This window comes from Paraburkholderia sp. FW306-02-B, assembly GCF_058782725.1.
Genome location: NZ_JBYSXZ010000001.1, coordinates 2,659,579 through 2,678,027, shown reverse-complemented (window position 1 = coordinate 2,678,027; position 18,449 = coordinate 2,659,579). Strand labels below are relative to the sequence as shown.

General features: G+C 65.1%; 17 protein-coding genes and 1 pseudogene. 2 read left to right on the top strand and 16 right to left on the bottom strand.

All coding sequences use genetic code 11. From position 1 onward, the window contains the following. Positions 1 to 111 precede the first annotated feature (111 nt). Genes AC3WOG_RS11825 through AC3WOG_RS11815 form a run of 3 tightly spaced genes read right to left on the bottom strand, consistent with a single transcriptional unit; the run spans position 112 to position 2,060 of the window. Positions 112 to 534: an ExbD/TolR family protein gene (locus tag AC3WOG_RS11825; RefSeq protein ID WP_492578178.1), complete on the bottom strand. Its 423-nt coding sequence runs from the start codon at positions 532 to 534 to the stop codon at positions 112 to 114. After that, a complete protein-coding gene (locus tag AC3WOG_RS11820) occupies positions 525 to 1,298 on the bottom strand; it encodes a MotA/TolQ/ExbB proton channel family protein (protein ID WP_492578177.1) in 774 nt (257 codons plus the stop codon). The genes AC3WOG_RS11825 and AC3WOG_RS11820 overlap by 10 nt, the downstream gene beginning before the upstream one ends. 27 nt (positions 1,299 to 1,325) lie before the next feature. Continuing rightward, a complete protein-coding gene (locus AC3WOG_RS11815) occupies positions 1,326 to 2,060 on the bottom strand; it encodes an energy transducer TonB (RefSeq protein ID WP_492578176.1) in 735 nt (244 codons plus the stop codon). Between the two features lie 200 nt (positions 2,061 to 2,260). Here AC3WOG_RS11815 and AC3WOG_RS11810 point away from each other — a divergent pair, with 200 nt between their 5' ends. Then, entirely contained in the window at positions 2,261 to 3,355 is a 1,095-nt protein-coding gene (locus AC3WOG_RS11810) for a YVTN family beta-propeller repeat protein (RefSeq protein ID WP_492578175.1), read from the top strand. 52 nt (positions 3,356 to 3,407) lie between these two features. Here AC3WOG_RS11810 and AC3WOG_RS11805 read toward each other — a convergent pair. Further along, positions 3,408 to 5,746: pseudogene (locus AC3WOG_RS11805) on the bottom strand (TonB-dependent receptor). Between the two features lie 206 nt (positions 5,747 to 5,952). On the opposite strand from AC3WOG_RS11805, the gene AC3WOG_RS11800 reads away from it, so the two are divergent. Next, positions 5,953 to 6,963, top strand: a complete 1,011-nt coding sequence (locus AC3WOG_RS11800) for a histidine kinase (protein WP_492578174.1) — start codon at positions 5,953 to 5,955, stop codon at positions 6,961 to 6,963. Here the strand turns inward: AC3WOG_RS11800 and AC3WOG_RS11795 are convergent. From AC3WOG_RS11795 to AC3WOG_RS11740, 12 genes are all read right to left on the bottom strand, one after another. Further along, on the bottom strand, positions 6,933 to 7,595 hold the full coding sequence (locus AC3WOG_RS11795) for a response regulator (RefSeq protein ID WP_492578173.1): 663 nt from the start codon (positions 7,593 to 7,595) through the stop codon (positions 6,933 to 6,935). The two genes, AC3WOG_RS11800 and AC3WOG_RS11795, sit on opposite strands and share 31 nt — an antisense overlap. Before the next feature lie 2 nt (positions 7,596 to 7,597). After that, complete coding sequence (gene pqqE, locus AC3WOG_RS11790; RefSeq protein ID WP_492578172.1) at positions 7,598 to 8,800, bottom strand: pyrroloquinoline quinone biosynthesis protein PqqE; 1,203 nt, start codon at positions 8,798 to 8,800, stop codon at positions 7,598 to 7,600. A gap of 4 nt (positions 8,801 to 8,804) precedes the next feature. Beyond that, a complete protein-coding gene (gene pqqD, locus AC3WOG_RS11785) occupies positions 8,805 to 9,095 on the bottom strand; it encodes a pyrroloquinoline quinone biosynthesis peptide chaperone PqqD (protein WP_492578171.1) in 291 nt (96 codons plus the stop codon). Then, positions 9,092 to 9,850 carry a pyrroloquinoline-quinone synthase PqqC gene (gene pqqC, locus AC3WOG_RS11780; protein WP_492578170.1) on the bottom strand — a complete coding sequence of 253 codons (759 nt, stop codon included), beginning with the start codon at positions 9,848 to 9,850 and terminating at the stop codon, positions 9,092 to 9,094. Before pqqC ends, pqqD begins: the two co-directional genes overlap by 4 nt. Positions 9,851 to 9,922: 72 nt before the next feature. Continuing rightward, the gene (pqqB, locus tag AC3WOG_RS11775) at positions 9,923 to 10,843 is read right to left on the bottom strand and encodes a pyrroloquinoline quinone biosynthesis protein PqqB (RefSeq protein WP_492578169.1); all 921 of its coding nucleotides are present in this window, start codon (positions 10,841 to 10,843) and stop codon (positions 9,923 to 9,925) included. Further along, complete coding sequence (locus tag AC3WOG_RS11770; protein WP_492578168.1) at positions 10,840 to 11,859, bottom strand: alpha/beta fold hydrolase; 1,020 nt, start codon at positions 11,857 to 11,859, stop codon at positions 10,840 to 10,842. Before AC3WOG_RS11770 ends, pqqB begins: the two co-directional genes overlap by 4 nt. Next, entirely contained in the window at positions 11,856 to 12,422 is a 567-nt protein-coding gene (locus tag AC3WOG_RS11765) for a cytochrome b (RefSeq protein ID WP_492578167.1), read from the bottom strand. The genes AC3WOG_RS11770 and AC3WOG_RS11765 overlap by 4 nt, the downstream gene beginning before the upstream one ends. Before the next feature lie 72 nt (positions 12,423 to 12,494). Next, positions 12,495 to 13,340, bottom strand: a complete 846-nt coding sequence (locus AC3WOG_RS11760) for a formylmethanofuran dehydrogenase subunit C (protein ID WP_492578166.1) — start codon at positions 13,338 to 13,340, stop codon at positions 12,495 to 12,497. After that, positions 13,337 to 14,296 carry a formylmethanofuran--tetrahydromethanopterin N-formyltransferase gene (fhcD, locus tag AC3WOG_RS11755; RefSeq protein ID WP_492578165.1) on the bottom strand — a complete coding sequence of 320 codons (960 nt, stop codon included), beginning with the start codon at positions 14,294 to 14,296 and terminating at the stop codon, positions 13,337 to 13,339. The genes AC3WOG_RS11760 and fhcD overlap by 4 nt, the downstream gene beginning before the upstream one ends. Before the next feature lie 25 nt (positions 14,297 to 14,321). Beyond that, positions 14,322 to 16,022, bottom strand: coding sequence for a formylmethanofuran dehydrogenase subunit A (locus AC3WOG_RS11750; protein WP_492578164.1), 1,701 nt, complete (start codon positions 16,020 to 16,022; stop codon positions 14,322 to 14,324). After that, positions 16,019 to 17,407 carry a molybdopterin-binding domain-containing protein gene (locus AC3WOG_RS11745; RefSeq protein ID WP_492578163.1) on the bottom strand — a complete coding sequence of 463 codons (1,389 nt, stop codon included), beginning with the start codon at positions 17,405 to 17,407 and terminating at the stop codon, positions 16,019 to 16,021. The genes AC3WOG_RS11750 and AC3WOG_RS11745 overlap by 4 nt, the downstream gene beginning before the upstream one ends. Before the next feature lie 287 nt (positions 17,408 to 17,694). After that, positions 17,695 to 18,444, bottom strand: coding sequence for a HisA/HisF-related TIM barrel protein (locus tag AC3WOG_RS11740; RefSeq protein ID WP_492578162.1), 750 nt, complete (start codon positions 18,442 to 18,444; stop codon positions 17,695 to 17,697). Positions 18,445 to 18,449: the final 5 nt, after the last annotated feature.

Genomic DNA, 18,449 nt, shown 5'->3' with positions numbered 1-18,449 from the left:
CGTACCCACGATAGCGGAGCCCAATGCCGATTTGAATTCAGAGATTCTTTCGACTCCGATAAGTCATCCTTTAAGCGTTCGCAGCCGACATACGGCTGCCCGGGCGACGCGCTATTTCTTTGTCTGAGGATTGGTCACGAAGCCGATTCGCGTCAGACCACCGACCTGAGCCGCCGACATCACGTCGGCAACGCGCTCGTAGGGCACTTTCCGGTCGGCGCGCAAATGCAGTTCCGGTTGAGGCTTTGCCCGAGCGGCCTTAGCAATCCTTGCGCGCATTCCGTCATCCGTTACCGGATGGCCGTCCCACAGAATCGAACCGTCCGCCTGCACCGCGACGTCCAGGTGCGCGGGTTCGATGTCTTCCGGCTGGCTGCTCGCGTGCGGCAGATCGATCCTGAGCGCAGGTTGCATCGCCGGGATGGTGACGAGAAAAATGATCAGCAGGACCAGCATCACGTCGACCAGCGGCGTCATGTTGATCTCGTTCATCAAGTCATTTTCGTCGTCGTCGGAGAAAGGGCTCATTGCCATTTGAGCGCTCCGTCATGGGTTCCATCGTTCGCTCCGGTGATGCCGCGCGGCACGATGCGCATGTCGGGACCGGTACTGGACGGCAGTTGGGACCCGGTCACGAAATACGCATGCAGTCCGTGCGCAAAACGCTTCAGCCTGGTCACGATGGCCTTGTTGGCGCGAGTCAGTCCGTTGTACCCGAGCACCGCCGGAATCGCCACAAAGAGGCCAAAGGCCGTCATGATCAGCGACTCGCCGACAGGTCCGGCCACATGATCGATCGATGTCCGGCCCGTCTCGCCAATCACGATCAGCGCATGGTAGATGCCCCAGACGGTACCGAACAGCCCGACAAAAGGCGCCGTGCTGCCGATCGACGCGAGGACCGCCAGGCCGCTTCGCATGCGCGCAATTGCGTCGTCCATCGTGTCTTGCAGGCGGCGTGTGATCCAGTCGGATACGTCGATGCGGTCGTGCAGATGAGGCTGGGTTTGCTGATGATGGGCCGCGGCTTCCTGGCCGGCGAGCGCGAGCGCCAGCAGCGGATTGTCGCGCTGTGCCCACGCGTGGCCGCCGAGCTTGTTCAATCCGTCTTCAAAGCGATCTGCTTGCCAGAACCGCGCTTCGGTCCGGTAGGTCACGCGTTTGGTCCGCATGATGTTCCATAGCTTGATGACGATCACCGTCCACGACATGATCGACATGATCAGCAGAGCGCTCAGAATGCACCGCGTGACGATATCCCCGTTTTCCCAGACATTCGCGAGGCCGTAGTGTTGCATGGTCGTTTCCTTTGATTCGGCGACAGGTTAGTCGGTCAATCCGAAGACGAACGATTGCGAATACGCGGCGCGGAGCGCGTCGCCGTTTTCCCTGTACGGTTGACAGATGCTTGCATGAATAGCGTCGAGCGCGGCATCGTCGAGCCGGGGATAGCCGCTGCTCCTTTGCAACTGAGCGGTTTCGACATGGCCCGTCAGGCCCACCACGAACCGGACGATGGCCGTGCCGTTTTCACCACGCCGCTTCGATATGTCGGGATAGTCCGGCTTCGGGATATTGCACTCGACATGGGATACGTTCTTCGAGGCGCTCCCCAGAGGCACCGTGTGCTCGATGGCGGGCGCGGATGCGGTCGTTGCGGGCGAGGGCGCAGCGGGAACAGGCAGAGGCGCCGCGCCCGGCGATGGCGCAGCGTCTTTGAGCGGCGGCGGCAAAGTCGGCGTAGGCGCTGCTGTGCTCCACTGCGCCTTTACGCGAGGCGGCGGCGTGGGCTTGGCCCGTACGGGAGCGCGTGCGGTTTCCGGCGGCGCCGGCGGTACCACTGCGGCGGGCACGACGGGCTCCGGCGTCGGACGCAACAGCATCGCGGTGATCGTCCGCGCTTCGAGCGGCCGCTCGGCCAATCTGTCGCGCGCCGCTAACGTCCATGCGAGCAAACCCATATGAACGGCGATCACAGCGCCCAGCGCGATGACGACATGACGGCGCCGCGTCGGATGGATCGCGGGGTGTCCGGTAGTCGCTCTCGCAAGCTGCGGCATGACAGTCGAGGCCAGGCAGTGGCCACCTCCGCATTCATTTTCCACCCGTGCAACGGCTTTTAGAACCAGCCACGGCACGCATCGCCTCAATTCGGGAAATTCTCCCGCCCGATGTCCGTTGTCAAACGATCCCCCGATGGGCTACTTTGGTTGAATGACGCGAGCTTTCGCGGCGCAGCGATTTCACAACGGAGTACAACATGCTGGAGACACGGATTCCTATCAAAACGCCGCTACGTTCCCTTACCGCTTTAGCCGCCGCCGCGGTTGTGTTCACCGCAAGCGCGGCTTACGCCGCGGCGCCGCTGGCCTATGTGACGAGCGAGAAGGCCGGTGTCGGGGTGATCGATCTGGATCAGATGACACTGGCGACGACGTTTCCGGTCGGCGCGGACGGCCCGCGCGGACTGAGTCTGAATGCGGATGGCACACGGCTTCTGGTGGCCAACAGGAACACCGGTGATCTGTCGGTGCTCGACACGGCGACGGGCAACGTCGTGCAGCGCGTGAAGATCGGCAAGAACCCCGAGTATGTGCGCGTGCGCAACGGCTACGCGTACGTGACATATGAGCCGGACGAAGCAGGTGGCCCGCCGGTCGGCAAAGGGGATGGCAAACCCGACGGCAAACCGGGCGCCGACGACGATGACGCCAACAAGCCGCCTGCGGAAATCGCAATCGTCGATATGAAGACATGGCGTGTGATTCGCTCGGTGACGAGCGGTCACGAAACCGAAGGCATCGAGTTTTCACGCGACGGCAAGACGATGCTGGTCACCAATGAAGGCGACGATACGGTATCGGTCTATCACGCCCGCACGGGTGCGCCGCTCAGAACCGTGAAGCTCGCCGCAGGCGGTCGTCCGCGCGGCATCCGCTTATCGCCCGATGGCAAGGACTACGTGGTCACGCTGGAGTCGCTCAGCAAGTTCGTCGTGATCGACGCGCGCTCTTTTCAGGTCGTCAAAACTGTCGATACGAAGCTCGGACCGTACGGCGTGGCATTCGGCCCCGATGGCCGGCGGCTTTTCGTCGCCGCGGCGCGCGACAAGACAGTCCAGGTCTTCGACGGGCACAGCTACGAGCACATTACCGACGTACCGGTCGGCCAGCGATGCTGGCATTTCAGCTTCACGCCCGATGGCGCGAAGCTGCTGGTTGCGTGCGGCCGTTCAGATTCGGTCTACGTATTCAACGCGCAGAATTATCAGCCGATCGGGCAGATCGGCGAGTTGCCGCTGGCGTGGGGTATCGTGACCTATCCGCATAGCGACGGCTCGATCGAATCGCGCTAATCGTCCGGTAATCGTCCGCCAATCGGCCGTTGAGCGTCTGCCGCGTGCCGTGCTATTTCCACGCATAGCGCAAACCGGCCCAGATGCCGCGCGGCGCGCCCGGCCCGACGAATTGTTCGTTGATCGGGTTCGCGCCGTCGAACGTGTGGTTCGGTCCGTTGAAGAAGTTTTGACCGAGTACGCCGAAGCTCGGATATCGCTTGTCGAGCAGATTCGTCACGTTCGCGAAGACCTGCAGCTGCCTGGTCACCTGGTATGAGGTGTCCAGATCGATCAGCAGATAGCCGGCGATCTTGCCGTTCACGTCCTGGTTGTTTTCGTCACCCTGCGCGTAGACGCTGCCGCGCCAGGTCAGGTTGCTGCCGATGTTCCACTTCGACGTGGCCGCGTAGTCGAGCCGCAGCTTGACGGTGTTCGCCGGGATGCCGGGAATATGATCGCCGGCTTGACGGCGATGTTGCCGTTCGCATCGGCACTGGCATTGCTCGGGCTGCTCTCGGTCCAACCCGACCGGTAGGTCACGTCGACGTAGCTGTAGCTGGCGGTGACAGCCAGCGGTCCAAACTGGCTATGCCCGGAAAGCTCGACCCCTTGCCGGCGCGTGCGGCCGACGTTCTGAAAAAAGCCTTGCGTGCTCGCGGCACCATTGCTGCTGATGAACTCGATATCGTTGACGAGCGTCGTGCTGTATGCGGCGGCGCTCCAGGTCGTTGCCTGGCCTACCCGTGCGCGTGCGCCGATTTCGAAGGTCTTCGAGATCACCGGCTGGAGCGCCGGGTCGGAAACGAAGCTGTTCGGCAGCGAGCAGGGCGCGGCCGGATCGGCGCATGCCAGTTCGATGGCGGTCGGCGAACGCATGCCTTCGTTGTAGGTCGCGTAAGCCGTTAAAGCCGGCGTCGGATTCCAGTTGATGCCGACGGCGGGGTTGAAGCGGGAGAACGTATGGTGGCCGTCGAGTTGCGGCTGCATGCCGCTCGAATCGCCGATCGTGGCGTCCGCCCAGTTGTAGCGTCCGGCAAGCGCCAGCGACCACTGCCGGCTGAGCGATAACGTATCTTCCAGATAGATTCCATAGTTGCCGTTATGCGTTCTGGCCGCGGTCTGCTGCGTGAAATCGCCAATGCCGATCGTCGCGCGTGAATCGGTGAAGGCTGCATCCTGCGACGATGCCGTGTAGCGGGAATTGGCAAGATCGGCCGACACGCCCGCGACGAACTGGTTGTCCATCCCGCCGGCTTTGCCGAGCAGCGTGAGTTGCAGGCTGGCGCCATAGCTGCCGGTCGAGACCGCCGACTTCTGATTGATTGCCTGTACCGTATCGACGTTGCCGTTCGCATCCACCGAGCCGAAATTCGTGTTGTTGTTGCTGCTGATGCTGGTGTTGCGGAACTGCCGGTAATAGAGGTTGCCGCTCAGTTCGACATGGTCGTTGAAGTAGTGGTCGCCCGAAAGCGTCGCGTAGCCGACGCTGTTCTGATTCTGGTCGGGGTACGTATAGGGCTGCTTCGGATTGCCGAGGAATGAGCGCGGAATGGTTTGCGAGCCATGCAGATCGTTGTCCGCGCCGCCGGCTGAGAAGGACAGGGTGCTATCGGCGTCGGTGTAGCGCAGCTTGCCGAACGCCTGGCGCACGCGGCTCGAGTTCTGCTCCGCCCAGCCGTTGTCGTTCGCCACGCTGCCGCTCACGTAGTAGTCGAGGTTGCGTCCAATGGTGCCACCCTGTTCGATCTGCGCGGTTTTGCGGCCCCAGGAGCCAGCCGTCAACTCGGCCTCGCCACCGGGGCTGGTCTTGCCGTTTTTCGTGGTGATCGCGATGGCGCCGCCGAGCGTGTTAAGGCCGTAGGTCGGATTCGAACCGGGGATCAGCTGGATCGTATCGATCGCTTGCTGTGGAATCAGGTCCCAGTTCACCACGTCGCCGAACGGTTCGTTCACGCGCACGCCGTCGACGAACACCGAGAGGCCCTGCGGCGTACCCAGCAACGGCGACGCGGTGAAGCCGCGATAGGTGATATTGACCTGATACGGATTGCCTTGCGCATCCGCAATATCGACGCTCGGCAGGTTCTTCGCGAAGTAGTCGGTGAGGGTGCTGCGATGCTGCTGTTCGAGGTCCTGTGCGTGAACCGTCTGCACGTTGGCGGGCACCAGCGACAGCGGCGTGCCGATGCCGGCAAGCGGCGTGGTGCCCACGACGACGATCGGCGCGAGCGTCGCTGTGGCGGCGGGAGCTGGGCCGGCAACCGAAGTGGACGCCGCCGCCGGTACGACCGGATCGGTCTGCGCCCATGCCGTAGCCGACAGACTCGCGAGTGCGCTTCCGAAGCAGAGGGTGATGCCGGCACGCCGCCTGAAGCGGGGTGTGCGGCGCGCCCGGGATGACATGCTCATCGTCTCGTCTCCTGCCGGATCGACGCGCTATCGTGGTTGATGCAGCCACGTTGCGGCGTGCGTAGCGCTTTCTCCAGGTGTGTGCAAAGCTTCGCATACGAAGTCACGCGAGACCCGGGAGCTTTTCCCGATGTGGCGGGGAAGCGTTCCCAAAAACCCCGCAAAATGCCGCTGTGTGCGATCGGCCTGAGTAGAATGCAAACGTGATGTCAAGCGATCCCTCGAACTCATCTTCCGCGCGTCGTCTGCCGCCGCATTCGACGGTATGGCGCGATCTTGCGTGGGTGCTCGCGGTGACCGTGCTGGCCGCCACGCTCGGCGCGATGTTCGATCTCAGCGAACGGGCTTATCGCTGGACCCGTGGGATGGAGCGCTTCCAGCTCGACGAATTGCCGGGCGCGCTGTGCGTGCTCTGCGTCGGCCTCGCGTGGTTCGCATGGCGCCGCTATCGCGAGGCGCGCCGCGAGCTGAGCCGCCGCTGCGCGCTGGAAGAGCAGGCCGAACGTCTGCTTGCCGACAACCGCCGTCTCGCGAATCAGGCGCTGCAGGCGCAGGAACTCGAGCGCCGTCATCTGGCGCGCGAACTGCACGATGAACTGGGCCAGTACCTGAACGCCATCGCGCTCGATGCCGCGCGCATCCGCGATCTGTCCACCGCGCGCGAACCGGAGATCCACCGCGTGTCGCTCGGTCTCATCCAGAGTGCGAGCCACGTCTATCGGCAGATCGGCGGCATGATCCGCCGCCTGCGTCCCATCGGTCTCGACGAGTTCGGCTTGCCGAGCGCACTCGAACATTGTGTCGACGGCTGGCGTGAGCGGCTGCCGGATGCTTCGTTCTCTTTGACGATCGAAGGGGATTTTGCCGGTCTGAGCGACGCGCTGACCATCACGCTCTATCGGCTCGTGCAGGAAGGGCTGACCAACGTCTCGAAGTTCGCCCGTACCTCACGCGTGGAAGTCTTCATGGTGCGCGCACCGCGCGAAGCGCAGTCCGGCCAGGACGGCAAGGTCATCGACGAGATCGTCGTGACCATGGCCGACGACGGCCCCGGCACCGATCTCGCGAAGCCGCGCGGCGGACTCGGGCTGATCGGCATGCGCGAGCGCGTCGAGGCGCTCGGCGGCGAATTTCACGTGGCGAGCAAGCCGGATGGCGGTTTTCTGTTCTGCGCACGCGTGCCCGCTCACGCAGGACTCGCCGAACCTGTGAACTGAAGCCCGAGCCGGCTCGCCATCTGTGCGAGTTGTACGCCGTTGTCGGCGCCGAATTTTTGCCGGATCACGGATTGATGGTTGGCTACCGTCTTCTGGCTCAATCCCAGTTTCTCGGCGATGCTCGGCAGCGTATAACCCTGCACGAGCAGACGCAGCACCTCGAACTCGCGAGCCGATAACTGCCGCCCGGGCGGCCCTTCGCTGAACGCATTGCGCAGCGCGAGCGCCTGCGAGATATCAGGGCTGAGATAGCCCGCGCGCCGGGCGATGGTGCGTACCGCTTGCACCAGCACATCGGGTGCGCTTGCCTTGGTCACGTAGCCGAGAGCGCCCGCGTCCAGCGCGCGGCGCACGAAAATCGCCTCCTCGTGGACGCTGAAGATCAGCACGCGAGCGTCCGGCACACGGGCAAGCATGCGGCGCATCGCTTCGATACCGCTCGCGCCCGGCAGTGAGACGTCCATCACGACCACATCTGGCCGTAACGCGCAAAAGCGCTGATAGGCCTGCGCGGCATCGGCTGCCTCTCCGCACACATGCACGTCGGCATTCAATTCGAGCAGACGCCGGTAACCCTCGCGCACCACCGCGTGATCGTCGACGAGCAAGACGGAAATGTCTCCCGTTGTCATGATCAGCCTCCTGTGCTGCCACGGTCACCCGGCTGGCCGGACGCGAGCTTGCGCGAGTTGGCGTCGTTGCGAAACAGGATGGGTTGTTCACGCGGCTCGCGCGGTTCGACCGCCATGGCCGCATGGCGCACGACCTTCACCACGGTATCGTGGAACGGCGACTTATCGCAGACTGGGTCGGCATTGGCCGGGTCGCCGGTGAGCAGGTAGGCCTGGCAACGGCAGCCGCCCAGGTCGCGTTCCTTTTCGTCGCAACTGCGGCAGGGCTCTTTCAGCCAGCCGAGACCGCGAAAGCGGTTGAACGCCTCGCTTTCGTACCAGATCTCGGAGAGCGTCGTTTGCTTCACGTTCGGCAACGCGAGCCCAGGCAGGCCGCGTGCGGCATGGCAGGGCAGCGCTGTGCCGTCCGGCGCGACGCCGAGAAAGACCGCGCCCCAGCCGTTCATGCAGCGCTTCGGACGGCGTTCGAAGTAATCCGGCACGACGAAGAAGATCTTGCAGCGCTCGCCGTGCGTGCGGCGGTAACGCTCGACCACCGCTTCGGCTGCGTCGAGCTGCTCGCGGGTCGGCATCAGCTGCGCCTTGTTCGTATGTGCCCAGCCGTAGTACTGCGTGTTCGCGAGCTCCAGATATTGCGCGCCCATCGCTAGCGCCATGTCGATGATTTTGTCGACGTGCGGCAGGTTATAGCGATGCAGCACGCAGTTGAGCACCATCGGAAAGCCGTGCTGTTTGATCGATGCGGCGACGCGTTGTTTCAGATCGAAGGTGCGCGTACTGCTCAGGAAGTCGTTCAGTTCCTGGGTCGAATCCTGGAACGACAGCTGGATATGGTCGAGGCCGGCAGCCTTCAGGTCGCCGAGCCGCGTGTCGGTGAGACCCACGCCGGAGGTGATCAGATTCGTATAGAAACCGAGCCTGCGCGCTTCGGCGACCAGTACTTCGAGGTCGTCGCGCACGAGCGGCTCGCCGCCCGAGAACCCCAGTTGCGCGGCGCCGAGCGCGCGTGCCTCGCGCAGCACACCGAGCCATTGCCGGGTACTCAGTTCGCGGTTGTGATCCGTATAGTCGACCGGGTTGTAGCAGAACGCACAGTGCAGCGGACAGCGGTAGGTGAGCTCCGCGAGCAGCCAGAGCGGCGGCGCCACGCCGACCGGGGCCGCGTAAGGCCGCGCGTCGGCAGCGGGTTGCGAGAGATCGGTCATGACGCTACTCCAGCCAGCCGCGCACCTGCGCGTCGGCAATGAACGCACGCACCTCGGGACCGAGCCCGGTCGTATTGAACGCCTCCTCCAGCTCGGCGATCAGCGTGTTCATATCGCGTGTGCCGTCGCAGCGTTTGAGAATTTCCGCCGCGCTCTGATTGAGCTTCACCATCCCTTCGGGGTAGAGCAGCACATGCGCGTTCTGTGCGGGTTCCCATTGCAGGCGAAAGAGCTTCCTGATCATCGGACGATCGGCGGTTTGCATGGCGCCGCCGGCGCGTGGCATGTCGTTCATTGTGGGAATGCCTTTTCGATCGAATCCAGCATGGTCCACAGAATGTCGAGCTTGAACTGGAGGATGTCGAGCGCGCGTTCCTGCTGCTCGCGCCGCGTGAAATGATCCAGCGTGACTTCGAGCCCGTGCTGCACATCGCGCTGCGCGAGCGAAATGCGCGAGCGGAAATACGCAAGGCCAGCGGGTTCGATCCATGGATAGTGTTCGGGCCAGCTCGCGAGCCGGTCGCGGTGAACCTGCGGCGCGAACATTTCGGTGAGCGACGAGCAGACCGCTTCCTGCCACGGCGCGCGGCGCGCGAAGTTCACGTATGCATCGACGGCGAAGCGCACGCCGGGCGTTACCTGCTTGAGCGACCAGAGGTCGTCGCGCGATAAGCCGACCGCGTCGGCGAGACGCGCCCACGTTTCGATGCCGCCTTCCTCGCCGTCGTAGCCATCATGGTCGAGAATGCGCAAGACCCAGCGGCGGCGTGTCTCGCGGTCCGGACAGTTCGACAGCACCGCCGCGTCCTTCAACGGGATATTGATCTGGTAGTAGAAGCGGTTCGCGACCCAGCCACGAATCTGCTCGCGCGAACAGCCACCGCTATTCATCTTCACGTTGAACGGATGATGGATGTGGTAAGCGGTGCCTTTCGCGCGCAACTGTGCTTCGAATGCGTCGCGCGTCCAGGCGGGCTGCTCTCGACCCGCAATCGTATTCGCATGTGCATTCGGCAGCGGCGCCGTGCCGAAGGTGTCTTTCGCGTTCATGCCGTCTCCGTTTTTTTGCTTCATGGCCGTGCTTTACAGTCACGCTTTACAGCCACGCTTTACAGCCGCATTTCATAGTTCGAATATCATCCCGTCGTACGCCACTTCGATCCCGTGTTCGGTCAGGATGCTGCGCTCGCGACCGTCCTCGACGAGGATCGGGTTGGTGTTGTTGATGTGGATGAGCACCTTGCGCACGTTGTCCGCTTCAAGCGAGTCCAGTACGTCGATCATGCCGCCGGGGTCGGACTGCGGCAGATGGCCCATATCGGCCGCGGTCTTCTTCGAGAGGCCCAGGCGGATCATTTCATCGCCGCTCCACAACGTGCCGTCGACAAGCAGCAGGTCCGCCTCGCGCATCGCCGCGAGCACATGCGTTTCGATCGCGCCGAGCCCCGGTGCGTAGAACACGCGCTTGCCGGTCTGCCGGTTCGTGAGTACAAGTCCGATATTGTCGCCGCGCTCGGGCGCGTCGCGATGCGGCGAGTAGGGCGGCGCCTTGCTCGACAGCGGCAGCGCATCGATCTGCACGCCGTGCAGCGCGGCGACGGCAAGCGGCGCGCCGTCGAGTGCAATGCGGCGATGCTCGACGCCGCAATAGTGCGAGAGGATCGGCCCGACCGGAAAGCCGGTGCACAGGTCCTGCCAGACCGCGTCGGTGGCGTAGAGCGGCAGCGGGGTATCGCGCTCGCGCAGCATCAGGAGGCCGGTGACGTGGTCGATCTGCGCGTCGATGACGAGCACCGCGGCAATGCCGCTGTCGCGCGCGCGGCGCGCCGGCTGCAACTCCGGATTGGCCGCGATCTGTCCGGGCAGATCGGGCGACGCATTGACGAGCAGCCAGTCCTCGCCGTTCGCGCTGACCGCGATCGACGATTGCGTGCGGCGAGTCGCTTTCAGCGTGCCGCGCCGCACGCCGTCGCAATTGCGGCAATTGCAGTTCCATTGCGGGAAGCCGCCGCCCGCCGATGAGCCGAGTACTTTGATCTTCATGCCGCGCGGCGCAGGATGCGCCCCTCCTGAGCGGGTGGGACAAACATCGTGACGAGTGCGCGGGCAATGCGTTCGTGCAGCGCCGGGTCGCTCGCCAGATGACCCGCGCACACGCATTCGACCCGCGCTGCGGGAACCGCTCGCGTGAGGCGCCGCAGATTGCCGGGCGGACAGACCGGATCGCGCGAGCCGTGCAGCGCGGCAAGCGGCACGCCGGCGGCGGCCGCGCGGCGCGCGAGCGACAGCAGCCGGGCTTCGCCGAGCCAGCAGCGGTGCACCAGATAATGGGCCTGGATACGGTATTTGCCGATCAGCTTGCAGGTGCTTCGCCGCGAATCCCTTGCGGTGGCCGCAAGCGCGCGGCGCGTAGAGGCACTGGCGAGCACCGCGTTCTCGTAGCCGCGCCATGCCAACGTGAGTGAACGCTGCTGCGCTTCATGTGCGCCGCCGCGTTGCAGCTTCGCGTGGCAGCGGGCCAGCAACGCCGCAGGCCGGTTGCAATGGGCAGCGGCACACAGCCGCGCCCATGCGCGAGGCGCGCGGCGGCGTGACGTGACGAACAGGCCGCGAACCTCGCGCGCGGAAGTGAGAAACAGCCCACGCATCACAACGCCCGTGATGGATTGCGGATGCTGTCCGGCATAAGCGAGCGCGAGCGCCGCGCCCCACGATCCGCCGAGCACGCCCCATCGTTCGAAGCCGAGCCGCACACGGATCGCTTCGAGATCGTCGATCAGATGGTCGGTGCGGTTGCGGCGCACGCTGCCGTGCGGCGTCGATGCGCCGGTGCCGCGCTGATCGACCAGCACGACCCGGAAGCGCGTCAGATCGAAGAGCCGCAGCGCGCCGGGCTGGCTGCCGCTGCCGGGCCCGCCATGCAATACGACGACCGGCACACCGTCAGCCGCGCCGGCCACCGCGAACGACACGCGATGTCCGTCGCGCGTGCGCAGCGTATCGACCGTAAGTCGCGGCGACGGTTGTAACGAACTGCGCCGTGAACCACGCTTCGTCATGGCAGCATCCTCGCGAGCAGGTTGTCGCGATCGATCCACTGATGTTTGAGCGCGCCCGCCACGTGCAGCGTAATCAGCGCGATCAGCGCATACCCCACAGCCTCGTGAAGACCGAAGAAAAGCGAGCGCAATTGCGCATCGTCCCAACCCCATTTCGGCAGCGCAACGCCCCAGAAACGCGTTCCATAGCTGTTGAACGACGAGCCGAGATAGCCGCACAGCGGCATCACGACCATGGCCACATATAAAAGACCCTGCGTAGTGCGCGCGGCGGCGCGTTGCCACGATCGCATCGGCGGCAAGGGCGGCCGGTTACGGACCGCGCGCACCATGATGCGGAGAAGCACCAGCAGGAAAACCGTCAGTCCGAGCGACTTGTGAAAGTTGATCAACGCCGCTTTGAGAGGCAGACCCTTCGGCAGTCCGACCATATAGAGTCCGAGTACGAGCAACCCGATGATGCCGAACGCGATGACCCAATGCAGCGCGATCAGCGAACCGGCATAGCGCGGCTCGCTCGCGTCGGCACCTGGCTTCGCGTGGGGCGAATGCGCGGTCGTCATGCCTGTCTCCTTCTTCGTTATCGGGTGTCTCTCCCGAACACTACCACTGCCTGTTCTGCGGACCACTCGGCGTTACCCGACGATCAGTATTTCTCCCCGTCCGTCGACGGCGAGGTCGCCGGCATAGCGCGTCGGCAAGCAGGCCGTGCGCCACTGCGAAAAGGGGGCGATTTCGTTTGCGAGGCTGCGCACGAGGAGCGCCCAGAACACCTCGAAACCGTGGCCGCCTTCGGTGAAGGTCGGCGGCAGATGCGCGGGCCGATGCGCGAGCAGCAGCGTGCCGCGCCTCATACCATAGGCATAATGCGGGCCCAGTTGACCCGCGACGCCGATGGTTCCCGCCACCAGCCGCGCCGCGGCAAATTCGCCCGCGTTGCCGCCGACGAGGACAAGACCGCGGCGCATGCGGTCGGCAAGCCGCGCCCCTGTGTTGCCGTGGATCGTCAGCGTGCCGCCCGTCATGCCTTCCATGTCGCCGGTGAGCGCGCCGGCGGCGAAATCGCCGCTATTGCCGGTCACGCTCAGGCGTCCGCCGCGCATTTCGCAGGCGGTGAAATGCCCCGCATTGCCGTCGATGTGCAGGACGCCGCCGGTCATCTGGAAACCGCTGTAGTCGCCTGTCGAACCGTGCACGACGAAGTGGCCGTCCGTCATGTGCGCGCCCACGCGGTCGAGCCAGGCCGTGGCGCCGTCGATAAACAGTGCTGGGTCGCCTTGAGGCGCAGAGGCCGGCGACACCGCGGCTTCACTGCGCGACACCGTGAACAGATCGCCCACGGCGCACCTGTCGTTGCCCGCGGGCAGAACGATGCGCTCGATTTCAGCCACGGTCATGTGCGCGAGCGGTAGCGGCAGAAGCCCGGAAGCATCCACGCGGAAACCGGGCGGCGTTTTCACGCGCAAGGTCGTCGTGCTCATGCGCGGCTCCCGTCGAGGCCGGCGGCGAGATTGTGCAGATGGAAGTGGTAGGGTCCGAGCTTGCCGCCGTAATTGCCCGCTGAAATCCGCAGCATGCCCGCCGCCCGGCCACGTCCGGCGGCCGCGGCGATCCCCGCCGTCATCGCCGCGCCGACGTCCGCATCGGTGAGCCCGTCGATCACGATTTCCAGCACGCAGCCGACTTCCGCGCTGAGTTCGCTGCGTGCCGACAGGCCCGTGAGAGTCGGACAGAACGCGTCGTTGGTGGACGCGCTCGCGCCCTTATATTTGGACCCGACCTTCGATCCAGAACGGACGATGCCGCCTGGAAACGGCATGATCACATTCGGCAGCTTGCGCATCGCCGCGACGGCGGCTTCGGCGGCGGCGAGCGCGGCGTCGACATCGCGCGCAAGCAGCAGCAGGTTGCCGCCGCCGACTGCTTTGACCGTGGCCGCCGTGTCTTCGCAGACGAATTCGCCGTCCATCACCGGCACCCGCCAGTAGCGCGTGTCGCCGAGCATCTTCGAAATCTGCCAGCCGTCGCCGAAAAAGCGCAGTCCGCCGCCGAGTGACGCCTTGTCGGAAAGCGGCGCCTGGCTCGCCGCGGGATCGATGCCGTTGAAGACAGCGGTGGTAGGGCAAGTGAGCACGCATTGTCCGACGCGCCGTTCGAGCTGTTTGGCCAACTCCTTCGACGACACCGCAAAGAGCAGCACCGCGACTCCCGGGCGTCCGTCGGGCGTTTCTTCGGACGTCAGCATTCGTTCGACACCGGCCTCGCAGCCGCAGCCGATCACCGAGGTGGCAAAACCCGTCAGCGAGCTGGCGGCGTGCATTGCCCAGGTCGGCGTATGCGCGGTGATGACGAGCCGGGTCGCCTTCATCGGAAACGCTTCCGCGAAGGTTGCGTCGATCGTGGTGCCGTTGATCTGGAGGGTCGCCGGGTCGCTCATCGTCTGCGGTTCGTTTTGGCGTCGATCAGCCGTTGGCCAGACATTCGACAGGCAGTAGCCTGCCGCCGCGGCAGCAGTTGCAAACTTCGTCGTCGCCGATGGCGGCATGCGCGAAGTTGCTCGCGAGGTGGGTGTCGCTGTAGGCGCGCAGCGTCTTCTCGATGCCGCGGTCGAATTCGGGCGACACGAAATGGATGCCGCCTGTCGGCGTCGCGACAAGCGTGCCGTCGCGCGCGACCAGTTCGCCGTCCTTGAACACATAGGCGGGCGACGTGAACATCCGCTCGCGGTCCGACTCGTCGCGATAGACGGCGATGTCCGCCGCCGCGCCTTCGCCCAGATGGCCGCGATCGCGCAGGCCGAGCAGGCGCGCAGGACCGGCGCGCGTAATGATGGCGATCTCGTACAGCGAGAATTCGCGTTTCAACTCAGGCAATGCGCTCGCCACCCGGGCGTCGGCATTGAGCTTCGCGAGCTGCTCGTCACGGAACGACTTGTCCATCAGCAGCCGGATCAGATGCGGATAGCTCGTGAAGGGGCCACCGTTCGGATGGTCGGTGGTCATCGCGACACGCCAGGGGTCGTCGACCAGCAAGAAGATCTCGAGGCCGATGATCCATTGCAGCGCATTCACATAGCTTTGCTCGCGATAGCGGAACGGCACGACGCCGCAGCCCGCATCGCATTCGATATCGCCGACCACCCACTTGTGCGGGCGCGCGAGCGGTGTGTTGCGGAACTGCATCATCGTGTCACCCGAAGCCGTGACGGTCTGTCCAAAGATGATCTGGCCGACGTCGATCGACACGTTCGGCCGCGCGTTCACCGCGTCGGCGATATGGCGCGCGCCTGATGAAAACTTCTGCGGTCCTTCGATCCCGTAGCTGTGAAACTGGATGTGCGTCAGATGGATCGGCAAGCCGTCGGCGGCGTCCATTGTCGCGATCGTCGAATCGAGGTTGCCGGGCACGCCGAGATTGCTCGCGTGCACATGCAGCGGATGCGGCACGCGCAATTCGGTCAACGCGCGCGAGAGTGTGTGCAGCACATCGCGCGGGGTGATGCCGTAGTGCGTGTGCGGTTCGTCGACGTCGAGCGAGCGCTGGTTGAACTTGAACGCGGAGATGCCGCCGGGATTGACCACCTTCACGCCGAGCGCTTTGCTCGCATGAATCGTCCAGCCGATGTAGTCGCGCAGACGCGCGAAGTCGTCGCGCGCGGCGAGCATTTGCAGGAACAGTTCGTCGTTGCCGAGCATCACGTACGCGCCGTGATCGATGATCGGCGTGTCGCCCATTTCGAGGTGTGTGTGGCGTGCGTTGGACGGCATCATCGCCGGCTCGAACGCCGCCGTGTAGCCCATTTCGGCGTAGCGATAGCCGGTTGCGAGCGTGCCCGGCGCGCAGACGCCGCACGACGGCAGGCGCAGGTAGCGTCCCTGAGCGTCCTGCACCGATTCGTAGGCCGCGTTGCGCACAGGGTCGGCCCGATGATCCTCGGGGAGCAGCAGGCGCGACAGATTGGTCTTGCCGCCGCCGATGTGCGAATGCATATCGATGCCGCCCGCCATCACGATCATGCCGGTGGCGTCGTATTCGCGCTCGGTCGGCGTATTGGATGGAACGGCGACAATCCGCCCGTCGCGAATGGTCAGATCGCGGCGCTCGCCGTTCACGCCGTTGGTGGGGTCGAAGATCGTGCCGCCTGTTAGCCGGATGACGCTCATGGCTGCTCCCGACCGGCGGCCCGAGCAGGAGGGCGCGCGGCCAATTGCGTGGCGATCGCCGCCACCGAGGGCAGCGCGGCGCCGCGCGCGGCGGCGAGTGGCATCACGACCGAGCCGTCGACGCGAAACAGATGCCCGCCGGTATCGACGCCAGGCGTCGCAACGGGGATGAAGACGGTGGCGGCGCCGCGCGCCTTCGCCGCGTCCGCGAGAGCGGGGTGGCCGAGCACGATGGCGGGTAGGTCCTGATCGAGCGAGTCCGGCCACCTATGCGGCGCGAAGCTCGCGACCCACAAAAGTGCATCGACTTCGCCGCTGGCGAGCAACCTGGCGGTGCGATAGCGAGTCGGGTCGTGATCGAGCGGCGCGGTGCCGGCGAGCCGTGCGGGCGTCGCGACCCGGGTGCGCAGCGGCAGGCCGGAGAGCCAGGTCACCGTCTGGTTGACCGTCAGCGCGCCGTCGTCGCCGCCGAGCGCGAGACACCCTGCACGGGTCGTGCGGTTCGCCGCCTTGACGATCCGGTTCAACGCTTCGATGAGCAGCGCCGCATGAGGACCAGGCAGCGCGGCAGGTTCGTAGACGATCGCGGTGTAGCGCGCGGCGGCGATGCGCGCGTGCAGCGCGGCCAGTGTGGCTGCCGCGCCTGTTCCGTCGTCATGCAACGCGCTGGGCTCACGTGCTTCGCTGACAGCGGACCAGAGCGCGAGCGTGTCGTACAGATCGGCGTCCGGCAGGAGCGCTTCGATCCGCGCATGCGCGAGGTCGTCGGCGGCAGGGTCCGGCGTACAGCCGACGAACACCAGATCGCGCGTCCCTCGAGTGCCGTCCAGTGCACGCGCGAAGAAGCGCGGATAGCGCCGCGACGGCTGACAGCCGAAGAACACCAGCAGGTCGGCGCGGGAGCGCACTTCCGAAAGCGTCGTGAAGAACGACCCGCGATCCTGCAACGCGAGGGTGGCCGCGCTCATCGCGTCGCCATGCAAATGATCGAGGATCGCGCCGCAACCGGCGGCAAGCGTGTAGAGCGCACGCGCGCCGGCCACGTCGGTGGCTAGCGCGCCGAACAACGGGCGGCGCGCGTTCGACAGTATCCGCACGGCGCGGGCGAGGGCGGCGTCGAGGTTCGCGTCGTGTCCGTCGACGGTGTTGCGGCACCGCGCATCGGTGGCGCTGTACCGCGTCAGTGCCTGGGCAAGCCGCGAACATTCGGTGTTCGGGACGCTGAGCGTGTCGTCGCTGTGCGAGTTGACCACAAGGTCGTCGCACAGCAGCGGGCAGAACGGGCAGGTCCAGTCGCGCGTAATCGACAAGGCGGGCGACAAGGCGGGCACGTTGGCCGCGCCCGATGGGCTCGTGTCAGATGGATCGATGGGAGAACGGTGCATGGCGCATTTTTAGCAAGCTCCATGCCGATGTAAGCGATGGGGTCGTGGCACGTGCGCGGACCGAATGACGCGCCGCGTATGTGGCCATGCGCTTAAAAGGATGGCGAGGGTGGCGGCGCCTTCGGCGGTCTGCATCGACTGTGTCGTATCTGAGGCGCTGCAGCCTGCGTGCGGCGCACAGGTTGTGTGCCGATCTGGAGCAGAGTGTCACGCATTGCCACATCAGCTTGCCGTTTGTTTACAGCTGTGCGTCGTCCATCGAGTGGCATGGAATTTGTATAGCAGGCCTACATGGATTCGGAAAGCGGGAGGCCAATCTGACCGTCGTGCAGCGCGGATGCCACGAGCCATGCGGTGGCGCCGATGCGGGCCGCCGCCGTCATATCGGCGCGATGGCGGATACCGCCTGCGCCGATCACGTCAGTGTGCGCTGGCGCGTTTGCGCGGATGTGCCCGAAGGTGGTCAGGTCGGGTCCCTCGTAGCTGCCCACCTGATCGAGCGTCATCGCGATCACGCGGCGGGGCCACCATGACGATGTGCGCTCGAGTGCGGGGGCGGCGAGCAGCAACTGGCCGGCCCGATGGTCGAGCGAAAGGATCGGCGAGAGCCCGGCAGTTTCGGCTGCGTGAAGCGCGTTGATGTCGTGCAGCGATTCGGTGCCGAACACCGGCACGAGGGTCGCGAGATCGTGGGGAGCAGGGCAGCCGCTGTTTGAGCCGATCCTGTCGATATGGTCGAACAGCGAGCGCATCGATGCATAGTCGGCATAGCCTGCATCGAGCCAGATGTCGGTGCCGGGCAGGGCGGCACGCAGCGCAGCGAGCGTTTCGGCATGAGCGCCGCGCTGAAGGATTGCGCCGAGGTCGGCGATATAGAGCGTGCGCGCGCCGCTTGCTGCAAGCAGCGCACGAGCGATGTGAAGCGGCTCGGCGGTAGTGGCAAGCGACGACTGGATGGGCAGATAAGCCGTCCGCTCGCCGCGTACCGCGCGCACGACGTGGCCGTCGAGCAGATCGAGAACCGGTATCACCTGCATAGGGG

Bases quoted from the DNA above. Each gene is read 5' to 3' on its own strand.
- AC3WOG_RS11825 (WP_492578178.1), bottom strand. From the start codon at position 534: ATGGCAATGAGCCCTTTCTCCGACGACGACGAAAATGACTTGATGAAC.
- AC3WOG_RS11820 (WP_492578177.1), bottom strand. From the start codon at position 1,298: ATGCAACACTACGGCCTCGCGAATGTCTGGGAAAACGGGGATATCGTC.
- AC3WOG_RS11815 (WP_492578176.1), bottom strand. From the start codon at position 2,060: ATGCCGCAGCTTGCGAGAGCGACTACCGGACACCCCGCGATCCATCCG.
- AC3WOG_RS11810 (WP_492578175.1), top strand. From the start codon at position 2,261: ATGCTGGAGACACGGATTCCTATCAAAACGCCGCTACGTTCCCTTACC.
- AC3WOG_RS11800 (WP_492578174.1), top strand. From the start codon at position 5,953: ATGTCAAGCGATCCCTCGAACTCATCTTCCGCGCGTCGTCTGCCGCCG.
- AC3WOG_RS11795 (WP_492578173.1), bottom strand. From the start codon at position 7,595: ATGACAACGGGAGACATTTCCGTCTTGCTCGTCGACGATCACGCGGTG.
- pqqE (WP_492578172.1), bottom strand. From the start codon at position 8,800: ATGACCGATCTCTCGCAACCCGCTGCCGACGCGCGGCCTTACGCGGCC.
- pqqD (WP_492578171.1), bottom strand. From the start codon at position 9,095: ATGAACGACATGCCACGCGCCGGCGGCGCCATGCAAACCGCCGATCGT.
- pqqC (WP_492578170.1), bottom strand. From the start codon at position 9,850: ATGAACGCGAAAGACACCTTCGGCACGGCGCCGCTGCCGAATGCACAT.
- pqqB (WP_492578169.1), bottom strand. From the start codon at position 10,843: ATGAAGATCAAAGTACTCGGCTCATCGGCGGGCGGCGGCTTCCCGCAA.
- AC3WOG_RS11770 (WP_492578168.1), bottom strand. From the start codon at position 11,859: ATGACGAAGCGTGGTTCACGGCGCAGTTCGTTACAACCGTCGCCGCGA.
- AC3WOG_RS11765 (WP_492578167.1), bottom strand. From the start codon at position 12,422: ATGACGACCGCGCATTCGCCCCACGCGAAGCCAGGTGCCGACGCGAGC.
- AC3WOG_RS11760 (WP_492578166.1), bottom strand. From the start codon at position 13,340: ATGAGCACGACGACCTTGCGCGTGAAAACGCCGCCCGGTTTCCGCGTG.
- fhcD (WP_492578165.1), bottom strand. From the start codon at position 14,296: ATGAGCGACCCGGCGACCCTCCAGATCAACGGCACCACGATCGACGCA.
- AC3WOG_RS11750 (WP_492578164.1), bottom strand. From the start codon at position 16,022: ATGAGCGTCATCCGGCTAACAGGCGGCACGATCTTCGACCCCACCAAC.
- AC3WOG_RS11745 (WP_492578163.1), bottom strand. From the start codon at position 17,407: ATGCACCGTTCTCCCATCGATCCATCTGACACGAGCCCATCGGGCGCG.
- AC3WOG_RS11740 (WP_492578162.1), bottom strand. From the start codon at position 18,444: ATGCAGGTGATACCGGTTCTCGATCTGCTCGACGGCCACGTCGTGCGC.